This window comes from Candidatus Latescibacter sp., from assembly GCA_030692375.1.
GTDB lineage: Bacteria > Latescibacterota > Latescibacteria > Latescibacterales > Latescibacteraceae > JAUYCD01.
In genome coordinates this window covers 1-9,927 of the sequence record JAUYCD010000125.1, presented here as the reverse complement: position 1 = coordinate 9,927, position 9,927 = coordinate 1, and the positions used below count along the sequence as shown (strand labels likewise).

The window sequence follows — 9,927 nt, the reverse complement described above, 5'->3', positions numbered from 1 at the left end:
CTTATCGTTATAAGAATAATTTTATGTGAAAGTATTATCGGATAATTGCATGCCTTCTTGAAGGACTGATCCCCCCTGTCCTTTGGACATCCCCCCTTTTTAAGGGGGGAAACATATTGGCAGGCAGTATCTTACCCCCTTAACAAGGGGGTCGCCGCTTTATGCGGCGGGGGGATTTTGTCTTTAGAGCATATAAATAGCATGGCATATTTGTCGTCAAAGAAAAAAATGGGGGATGGCCAGTTTTTTTCTTACCGTTGACTATTTCCATTAATTGTGCTATTTTTATTCAATATTGTTTGGCTGTACGAAATATCGGAAAAGAAAGGTATTCAAACTGTAATCATAATGAGAGTGCTTATTATCGCGAATCCCCTGGTCGGGATTGATAAAGAAAAAAGAAAGATAGTCGAGGGCATCGCTTCCCACATCGGGAAAAAAGGGGGAAGCGCCGATATCACCTATATCTTGAAGCCCGGACTTGGGAAAAAGCATTCCTCACGGGCAGTGCTTGAAGGGTATGATGCGGTTTTTGCAGCGGGAGGCGACGGTACGGTGAACGACGTGGCTTCCGGACTTATCGGCCAGAAAGTTCCCCTGGGTATTATCCCTCTCGGTACCGGGAACGGACTGGCGCGAGGTCTTGATATACCCTTCGACATGGATAGTCTGATCAGGATATTCGATGCCCATAAAACGATTGCTATTGATACCGGCAAGGTTGCATCGCACATTTTTGTTTCCACTGCCGGTATTGGTTTCGACGCCAATATTGCACTCGATTTTAACAGGAAGAAGGGAAGCAAACGCCGGGTGTTAGACTACTTTTTCCTCGCTGTGAAAAATTATTTTACTAAGCCCGCGGAGAAAGTAAACCTTCAGATCAACGGCAGGGAATTCACCAGGCAAATATTCGCCCTCACCATTTCCAACACCCCGCAATACGGCGCCGGGGCAGTCATTGCTCCACAGGCAAATCCGGCGAGCGGTAAGCTCATAGCTGTGATAATCCCCAAATTCAGTATATTCAAAGCCCCCGGCGCCATAAAAAGACTGTTTGACGGTTCAGTGCAAGAGTTGAAGGAGCTGGAATACCATGAATTCCAATCGCTGCGAATTCAACGGGAAAAGCCAGGGATATTCCATGTCGATGGGGAAGTGTTTTCCGGGGATTCCACCCTGCAGGTCACCGTAAATCCATCATCGCTCAAAGTAATTATCCCCTGATAGTTCAACAAATTATTAAAACTGCCATATTTCCCATACCTATTACTACTTTTTGAAGGCAGCCCCCTAAATCCCCCGGAGAGGGACTTAACATGGTAAAGATAATAACATCTAAGTGCAACATCATGATTAAAAAATCTGTTACATTTTGTTTTTTAGTGGTTTAAGTCCCCCTTTGGGGGATTTAGGGGGCTGTAGTTTTGACACTTACAAAAAGAAAATCCTTTTTTATGAATAATCCGGGTTAGAAACAAAAACGTCATGCCGAACTTGTTTCGGCATCTATTCTTAACAATGTGTTCGTATATTTAATCGCCGAAACAATAATAGGGAAGTGAAATAGTCATTTAGGGGAGGATCACATGATGGGAATGAATTACAGGACCGGTATCAGTCTGGCTGTTTGTTTGTTTTTCCTGACATTATTGATAAGCCGCGCTTCAGCCATGGAATTGAATGTGGTTATCTCAACCGGGCAGTCTTTTAAAATCAAAGCTGATTCCGAAGATACCGTGAAAAAAGTGAAGGATAGTATATACACAATTACCGAGATTAGTTACCTTAACCAGGCTGTATTCAAGGGAAAACAGAAATTAAACGACAAAAATACCCTTGCTTTCTATTCCATCAAGGACGGCGATACTCTTTATGTACACCACGGAGTGGAAAGTGGACCCATAGGAAAGAGCCCATCCGGTCTTCTGCCAATAATTATCATGCTGGTGGTCATTCTGGCGATAGGAATATATTTTATACGGAAAAAACCACCGGCTGATAATACACCCTAACAGGGAGTGTTACTATGGAATCAATGTCGAATCGCCGTGCTTTTCTCCGGACTTTAGGCGCCGCAGCCGGTTTGGGAGCAGCTCCCTGGATTACAGGCGCACTGGCGCAAAACAGCCCCAATGAAAGAATCAATGTCGCGGTCATGGGTATCCACAGCCGCGGATCCGACCATATCAAAAATTTTTCCCGCATACCAAATGTGCAGGTAACTGTACTCTGCGATGTGGATGAGCGCCTGTTTCCCAAAGCAGTTGCTGATTTGGAGAAATCGTCGGGCAGAAAGCCGAGAACCCAGACCGATATCCGCCGGGTGCTGGAAGATAAAGATGTGGATGTAATTTCCATAGCCGCTCCCAATCACTGGCATTCCCTGGCTGCCGTTTGGGCCTGCCAGGCCGGCAAGGATGTCTATGTGGAAAAACCGGCTTCCTACAATATTTTCGAGGGCCGGAAAGCAGTGGAAGCCGCCCGCCGGTACAACCGTATCGTGCAAACCGGCAGCCAGCACCGGTCAAGCCCTCTGGGCCGATCGGCGGCGGATTTCGTTCACACTGGCAAACTAGGCAAGGTGTATATGATCCGCGGAATCATTTATCGCCCCCGCGAGAGCATCGGCAGGGGGAAAGTGGCGCCTGTGCCGGAAGGAGTGCATTTCGATACCTGGCTGGGGCCGGCGCCCTGGCGCCCCTTCTATGACAACCGTTTCCACTATACCTGGCACTGGTTCTGGGATACCGGAAACGGAGAAACCGGCAACAATGGTCCGCATTTCACCGATCTTGCGCGCTGGTTCCTGCAAAAAAAAGAACTCCCCCGTACAATCCAGAGCATGGGCGGCTTCTATGTTTTCGACAGCGACCAGGAAACGCCCAACACCCAGATTTCCTGTATGGAATATCCCGACGGCACCCTGTTCCAGCTAGAAATTCGGGGGCTTTACACCAACTACGATGACACCGTGCGTGAAGGGATGCTCCTTTACGGCTCCGAGGGATGGATGAAACTTGACCTGGCAGGAGGCAGTTGGGCTGTATATCACGGCCGTGAGAAAGAGCCGGCGGTAACCATGAACCGTGCGGAGGCTGCTGAAAAATTTCCTACTTCCGGTACGCAAAGAGCAGATGTTGACCCGCATTTTATCAATTTCATCGAATGTGTGCGCTCACGGAAACGGGAATCTCTTGCCTCCGACATCCTTGAAGGACACCTTGCCGCTGCCATGTGCCACCAGTGCAATATCGCTTATCGTACCGGCCGCACATTGATTTTCGATCCGGTAAAGGAGCAGTTTATCGGAGACGCAGAGGCAAATGATCTGGTCAGCCGGAACTATAGGAAGCCGTTTGTTGTGCCGGAAAAAGTATAAAAAGAAGCTGCAAAGTGACAGAGAGACAAAGTTAGAAGAAAGGTACGAAGGGGCAAAGGAGCAAAGGCACAAAGGGAAAAAACAAGAATTATATACAAGACGACATAAATAATTGCGCATGTTTTGAGTGTTTATATCCTGAAACGAGTTCAGGATGACATGTGTCATGCCGAACTTGTTGCCGCTTCGCGGGAACGATGAAAGCGCAGCGCATCTTTTTGCAACCGTTTCGGCATCTATTTTGAAAAGAGACGCAATAAAATATTTTGTTTTACATACACAATTTATAAAACGCGTTATATAGATGAAAAACAAACGAAAGCAAATTACTAAGAAACTTTTTCAGGGAGAACCATCCAATGAACAAGATTCTCATCTCGTTTCTTCTACCTGTGTTCGCGTTGTCGATGATGAACTGCGGGGAAAAACCTTCACCCCAGGGCCAGGCTGTAAAAGGCGGCAAGGTGGTCTGCATTCTCTTCAATGAAAAGAGATTCAAGACTGAAGTGGTGAAAAAAGTTTCGCAGGCTCTTGCTGAAAAGGGATATACGGTTGCCAGCGACCGGCCGAAATATGCAAATATATATTCTTCAGAGGATTATGCTGCGGTAGTATATATGACGGAGTTCTGGATGTGGCACACCCCCCGTCATGCCATATCCTACTATAATAAAAACAACAAGGCCGGTAATATTATCATTGTCGTAACTTCCGGTGCGAATGTGGTGATCAAAAAGCCCTTTGACGCAATTACGAGTGCTTCACGGGTGAAAGATGTGGACCGCGTTTCGGAGAAAATCCTGAACCGGCTGGGGAAAATACTGGGGAAATAAACAACCTTCAGATCCCTTTCCCCTCAAGCTGCTGAATTCTGATCTGCCGAAAGCGGATGATTCCGTCCTCCGGGCTGTGATAGATGGCTATTTTCCCCGGCCGTACTTTTCCGAGCAGGGAATTGGATGTGGTAATATATCCGCCCACTCTGATTTCTGACTCACGGTCGGCGGAGATGATCTGGTAGAGGAGCCAGGGATATTTCCAGGGGGGAATTACCCGCTCGGGAATGTTGCCGCGGTACTGTTTCGTTGTTACAGCCGCTTTCGGGAAATCGTAGAAATCTACTGCATAGCCGGGATCATCCACACTTTTCCAGCGATAGAAAAAGCAGCCGCTCCGTGATCGAAGGGTGTCGTTTTCGGCGAGCGCCTGGAACTGAAATCGGTCGAATTCGCTGTCGGTTATCAGGTATCCCCGTCCTTTGGTGGCGATGAGCATGCCGTCTTTTACCTGCCAGTCCGCATCGCCGACAGCGGTCCATCCCTGCAGATTTCTGCCGTTGAAAAGAGAAGTCCATGCCTCTTTGTCAGGCAGTTCCTTGATCCGGATATTACGGTATTGCACTGGAAAGCCGTGATTGGAGAGGCCGATCACCCCGCGGCGGAGGCGGTATTTCAGGATCGGATGAGCGGAGAAATCGGTATCCTGCACAAGCTGGCCGTTCAGCCATATCTGGCATTTTGGCCAGTCGAACAGCACCCGGTAGCGGTTCCACTCTCCCGCCGGTTTCATTGCGTTTACTGTAGGGGCGACAACATCATAGATGGAGCCGGTAGAGGTTTTGTCTGCCGGTTTTCCCGAATCGTCGAGTATCTGCGCCTCAAACCCGAGACGCGACTCACGTCCTGCCGATTGTACATGAAAGAATATTCCGGTGTTACAATTCTTGCTCACCTTGAAATCTGCATAAAAATCGAAATTCTCATATTCCTTTACCGAACGGATAAGGTAGGGGGTGGCGGGTTTTCCCAGGCAGCTTATCTCGCTGTTTTCCACCACCCAGGCCCCCAGGTTCGGCTCGATGTCCCAGCCGATGAAATCCCTGCCGTTGAAAAGGGATAGGTAACCGGGGCCGGGGGATTGAGCCGATACCGGAACGGTCGGTACAGATAAAACCAGGAATAATGCCAGAGAAGCGGAAATGTGAGAGCGCATGGTGGTTACCTTACTTTGAATAGATGCCGAATTCCCCGCAGCTTGCTTCGGGTAGTTAATTGGAATGTAGTCTGCCGATTTTTCTTGGCAACAGGTTATTTCAGTAAAATCATTTTCTTCGTCTCGCTGTGATCGCCGGCTTGTAATCGATAGTAATACACTCCCATCGAAACCGGCGCGCCGAACCTGTCGGCGCCATCCCACGTCACACGATAGGAACCAGCCTGCCGGGTGTCGTCAACCAGTGTTCGCACAGATTGCCCGACAACATTGAATATTGTCAAAGTTATCTGCGATTGTGAAGGAACATCATATCCAATTGTAGTCGCCGGATTGAATGGATTAGGATAATTCTGGGACAAGCGAAATGCTGATGGAAAATGCGATTGTTCTATTTCATTTGGGAAATCTTTTTTTGTCCATTTCGCCATATAAGCTGCAACTTTTCCTCCCGCTTGAGTAAAAAATCCCCCTGCAATGAGTTCTTCATTGTTACCCATTAGACAAATTAAAGCATTGTTCAACCCCGAGCCGAGGGGAGACCATGAGGTTCCGTCCCACGAGGCAATTCTATTGGCGCTGATCCCTCCGGCGGCATTGAAACTTCCTCCCGCTATGAGTTTCCCGTCATAAACAGTGAGAGCACGGATTAAAATGTTACCAGATAAACCAGTGGGCGAAATACCCTGGCCTAGTGGCGACCACGATGAACCATCCCATGCAGCGATATAATTGGCTGATACACTGCCTGCGGCAGTGAAATATCCCCCCACAATGAGTTTCCCGCTATATACCGCAAGTGCAAGAACGCGAATAGAAGAAGTCCCTCCGGTTATGCCGGAACCGAGCGGCGACCACGATGACCCGTCCCATGAAGCAATACATAAAGTAGTAACACCCCCCGCGTGAACAAATTGACCTCCTGCAATAAGCTTACCGCCATATTCAGTGAGAGCATAAACGATACCATCGAAGCCCGAACCGAGGGGAGTCCATGAGGTTCCGTCCCAGGAAGCGATTTTATTGGCGCCCGCGATAAGTTTCCCGTTGAATATAGTAAATGAATTTACAGGGCCGTTCAATCCGGAGGCAAGAGACGTCCATGATGTTCCATCCCACTCTGCGATATAATTGACAGTAATCCCGCCTGCTTTAGTAAACTCTCCTCCGGCAATGAGTTTTCCGTTGTATACTGTGAGAGCATATACATAACCAGACAAGCCTGTACCGAGCGGCGACCATGATGTTCCATCCCATGCGGCTATATAATTGGCATTAACCCCGCCCATGGCAGTAAAAGCTCCCGCCGCAATGAGTTTCCCATTGTAATATGAGACAGCAAGCACATAGCCATTCGTTCCATAGTTGAGTTTCGACCATGAGCTTCCGTCCCACGCGAAGATAAATTCAGTTAATATCCCGCTCCCAGTATTGGAATTACCCACGATGAGTTTCTCATTGTACACTGCAAGAGCATTTACATAAGATTTCGTTCCGGAGCCGAGGGGCGACCATGACGACCCATTCCATACCGCGATAAAAATGTTGGATACTCCGCTCGATACACCAAAGGCTCCACCCGCAATGAGCTTCCCGTCATATACTGCAAGGGCATAAACCCAGCTATTAAGCTCATAACCAAGAGGCGACCAGGACAACCCGTCCCAAGAGGCGACAAAATTTACCGATACACCGCCAGCATTTGTAAACACTCCTCCTGCAATAAGCTTCCCCCCGAATATTGTGAAAGCAAGGACGCTGGAATTCATTCCAGCGCCAAGGGTTGACCAGGAAGACCCGTCCCACGATGCAATCCTGTTGGCAGATGCGCCTCCAGCCGTACTGAACTCTCCACCCGCAATGAGTTTCCCATCATACATGATGAGAGCTTTGACATTACCATTCATTCCAGTTCCCAATGGAGACCAGGACGATCCATCCCACGAGGCAATCCAACTGGTTTTAACTCCTCCCGCGGTAGTGAATTGACCTCCGGCAATTAGTCTATCACCGTATACCGCTAAAGCATTGACATTACCATTCATTCCGGTGCCCAGGGGAGACCAGGAAGTCCCATTCCAGGCGGCGATATAATTGACGTTAATCCCCTCAGCAGCAGTGAACTGTCCGCCTGCGATGAGTTTCCCATTGTACACCGTGAGCGCATTGACATTACCATTCAATCCCGTGCTTAAATTTGACCATGAAGAACCGTTCCAGGCGGCGATATAATTGGCGATAACTCCGCCAGCGTTAGTAAAACTTCCCCCTGCAATAAGCTCCTGGTTATACACCGTGAAAGCGTTGACTGAAGAATTGACTCCCGGAATTGACGGCGACAGGCTGTTCGCCCAATAGATATCATCAGGATTTTCGGCAGAAGAGACTGACGCCTGAGTGAAAACGATTGTGCATATGATAGATATCAATCCAATTCCCAACGTTTTATTGATGTTCCGCATTCACAACCTCCTTTCCAAAAGAAAAAAAATATGTCTTCTGTCTTCTGTCTCCTGTATTCTTCTTTTACTTTTACATCAACTCCAAAGCTCCCCTCAGGTACCCGATCGATTCCGCGGCGCCGGGCAGGGGATCGTTCTCGTCTTTCTCATATTCCAGCGCCAATGTGCCGGTATAACGGAGTTCGATCAGGGTGCGGAGAAACCGGGGTATGTCGATGACCCCGCGCCCGATCTCCACTGTGGTTCCCTCCGCCGATGAAGAGGACACGTCCTTGATATGCACATCGAGCAGGCGCTTTGAAAACTTCCTGGCCGCCTCGGACGGATCAACCCCGAGACGCTGGGCGTGCCCGATATCCAGGCAAAGCCCCATGCGCGGATCGAGATCCCTTATCTTGTCGTAGGCGGTCTGCGGACTGGGGTACACCTTGTCGCCGGGCCCGTGATTGTGAATAGCTACCTTGATATTATACTCCTGCGCTTTTCGGTTTACCAGATCCAGGAGGCCGTGTTCCGGGACGCCGATGATTATTGCCATGCCTGCAGTTTTGGCATAATCGAACGCCCGATTCACTTCGGCCTCGGTCTTCATGTACACCACCCCGCACCCATAAAGCTCAAGCCCGGCATCCCTCGTTTTCACCGCTGCCGCTCGTATTACCTCCGGGGTGCTGTCCATGGGAAGGTGAAAGTCCTTGAATGCGATTTGTTTGAGACCCAGCCGCTTGGTCATGGCGAGGGTTTTTTCCAGGTCGAATTTGCGGAAGGTGTACGAAGCCATGCCCAGGGTCAACTTCGGGGATTTCGCTTTTTGCGCCAAGGCCTCTCCGGCGAGTGGAACGGCGGCGAGTCCCACGCCCGCACGACGGAGGAATTTTCTTCTGGAAGGTTCGTTCATCATACCTGCTCCTTTACAACATACGGATACCGGTAATTCCGTGTGAGATAGCTGTCAGCGATATCGTCTCCTGAAAAACGCTCTGCGTGAGAATCGAAAGTCAACTCCCGGCCCAGACGGTTGGAAATATTCCCCAGATGGCACATCGAGGTCGACATGTGTCCCTCCTCGATATCTGCGGCAAGTTCCATCCAGTTCCCCGATCGTAGAGTGTCGATGAAATTACGGAAGTGAGGGCTGCTCCCGGCGCCGGCCAGGACGGCCGGATCGGCGGATTTTTCGTTTGCGTTCGTATAGCTCGGGCCGGGTTGGTTCTTACGGCCGAAAAAAGTCTTCCACTCGTTGCCGTTTATCTGCATCCAGCCCAGGGTGCCGTAAAAGAAATTGCCGATGAGAATCCCTTCCTCGCTGTTCGTGTAAACCCCTCGCACCTCGAACTGCACGATTTTCCCGTCATCATACTCGAAAGTGGCGATCTGGGTGTTAGGGGATTCCTGGTCGGAATCGAAAGCGAAATATCCCCCTGCGCATTTGATTTTTTTAGGGTGGACGGCTTTTTTCAATCCCCAGCGGGCGATGTCCATCTGGTGGGGTCCCTGGTTTCCCATGTCCGAACAGCCGTAATCCCAGAACCAGTGCCAGTTGTAGTGAAAGCGGTTGGGATTGAAAGGGCGGGCGGGCGCCGGACCGAGCCACAGATCGTAATGTACTCCCTTCGGAACGGGGGCGTCCTGTTGTTTTCCGATGGAATCGCGGGGTTTGAAACAGAGCGCCCGCGCCATGTAAATATCGCCGAGCTTGCCCTCATGGAGAAATTTCATTGCCTCTTTGACCCCGTTGATGCTGCGGTTCTGCATTCCAGCGGCGACGATTCGGTTGTATTTTCTTGCCGCATCCACGACTTTCCGGCCTTCCCAGATGTTATGGGAGACCGGTTTTTCAGCATACACATGTTTACCCGCCTGGCAGGCCCAGATGGCGGCCAGGGCATGCCAGTGGTCGGGGGTCGCAATCGAGACGGCGTCTATGTCCTTGTCATCAAACACCCGGCGCAGGTCGAACTCCGTTTTCGGACGGCTTCCCTGGAGCTTCTCCAATTCGTCAGAGCAGGCTTTGAACAGATTCTCGTCGGGATCGCAGATCGTTTTGATCCGCACCCCCGGGTTTCTTGACCACTCGCGGCAGTGCTCCCT

Annotated in this window: 8 protein-coding genes; 4 read left to right on the top strand and 4 right to left on the bottom strand. The window is 49.8% G+C overall.

Translation table 11 applies throughout. The features are described 5' to 3' along the window. Window positions 1-348 precede the first annotated feature (348 nt). From Q8O92_07885 to Q8O92_07870, 4 genes are all read left to right on the top strand, one after another. The gene (locus Q8O92_07885; protein ID MDP2983234.1) at window positions 349-1,227 is read left to right on the top strand and encodes a YegS/Rv2252/BmrU family lipid kinase; all 879 of its coding nucleotides are present in this window, start codon (window positions 349-351) and stop codon (window positions 1,225-1,227) included. 362 nt (window positions 1,228-1,589) lie between these two features. After that, complete coding sequence (locus Q8O92_07880) at window positions 1,590-2,015, top strand: ubiquitin-like domain-containing protein (GenBank protein ID MDP2983233.1); 426 nt, start codon at window positions 1,590-1,592, stop codon at window positions 2,013-2,015. A gap of 14 nt (window positions 2,016-2,029) precedes the next feature. Next, on the top strand, window positions 2,030-3,382 hold the full coding sequence (locus Q8O92_07875; protein MDP2983232.1) for a Gfo/Idh/MocA family oxidoreductase: 1,353 nt from the start codon (window positions 2,030-2,032) through the stop codon (window positions 3,380-3,382). A 359-nt stretch (window positions 3,383-3,741) separates the two neighbouring features. Further along, a complete protein-coding gene (locus Q8O92_07870; GenBank protein MDP2983231.1) occupies window positions 3,742-4,215 on the top strand; it encodes a hypothetical protein in 474 nt (157 codons plus the stop codon). Window positions 4,216-4,222: 7 nt separating this feature from the next. Here the strand turns inward: Q8O92_07870 and Q8O92_07865 are convergent, their stop codons facing one another. From Q8O92_07865 to Q8O92_07850, 4 genes are all read right to left on the bottom strand, one after another. Then, window positions 4,223-5,374 (bottom strand): DUF1080 domain-containing protein, encoded by a 1,152-nt coding sequence (locus Q8O92_07865; GenBank protein ID MDP2983230.1) that lies wholly within the window; start codon window positions 5,372-5,374, stop codon window positions 4,223-4,225. A gap of 95 nt (window positions 5,375-5,469) precedes the next feature. Next, window positions 5,470-7,836, bottom strand: a complete 2,367-nt coding sequence (locus tag Q8O92_07860; protein ID MDP2983229.1) for a T9SS type A sorting domain-containing protein — start codon at window positions 7,834-7,836, stop codon at window positions 5,470-5,472. Window positions 7,837-7,906: 70 nt separating this feature from the next. Beyond that, window positions 7,907-8,737: a sugar phosphate isomerase/epimerase gene (locus Q8O92_07855; protein ID MDP2983228.1), complete on the bottom strand. Its 831-nt coding sequence runs from the start codon at window positions 8,735-8,737 to the stop codon at window positions 7,907-7,909. Next, on the bottom strand, window positions 8,734-9,927 hold a 1,194-nt coding region (locus tag Q8O92_07850; GenBank protein ID MDP2983227.1), incomplete at its 5' end, for a Gfo/Idh/MocA family oxidoreductase. The genes Q8O92_07855 and Q8O92_07850, both read right to left, overlap by 4 nt.